The sequence below is a fragment of the Ruegeria sp. AP12 genome, assembly GCF_056540025.1.
Genome location: NZ_JBQFVZ010000304.1, coordinates 1 through 559 on the forward strand (window position 1 = coordinate 1; position 559 = coordinate 559).

The 559-nt window shown below is 59.7% G+C and carries 2 protein-coding genes; both read left to right on the top strand.

From position 1 onward, the window contains the following. Positions 1–289: Lin0512 family protein (locus tag ACR0E6_RS22880; protein WP_480587735.1), on the top strand; the 289-nt coding region annotated here is incomplete at its 5' end. Further along, positions 286–559 (top strand): Lin0512 family protein (locus tag ACR0E6_RS22885; RefSeq protein WP_480587738.1); only part of this gene is annotated, 274 nt, incomplete at its 3' end. The genes ACR0E6_RS22880 and ACR0E6_RS22885, both read left to right, overlap by 4 nt.

Below are 559 nucleotides of genomic sequence, written 5' to 3' on the forward strand. Positions count from 1 at the left end.
TACCGAGGCCGCCTTGCGCGCGATCAAGGATGCGCTGTGGCACAATTCGGTCAATATGGCTGAGCTGTTCGATTTTCCCAAAGAGGCGATGATCATTGATGCCGAGGTCGGCGTGCAGCAACCCGATAAAGTGGACCGTGAGGCGTTGAAGGCCGTGTTCCCATACGGTCAGCCGAACATCACAGTCACCCGCGGTGGGCTGGACATCGACAAACCGCACGCCGATGGCCACACAGTGATCGCAAACGCCGCCATCATCGTCTCATTCGATATGAAGCCCGCGCGATGACTGAGAAACGTATCATTCTTGAGATGGGCACCGGCAACGACCTCTATGGTCAGGACTATACCAAGGCCGCACGGCGGGCGGTGCAGGACGCGCTGCATCATTCCTCGATCACTCTGTTTTCGCGCTTAGGCGTGGACCACAAAGAGATGCGCGTCGTGGTGACAATTGGGGTGCAACAGCCCGAGGCCGTGGATTGCGATCTGGTCGCGCAGGATTTGCCACGGGGCAGGGCCGAGGTACGGGCTGTGTTGGGGGGGCTGGACGTCGAGG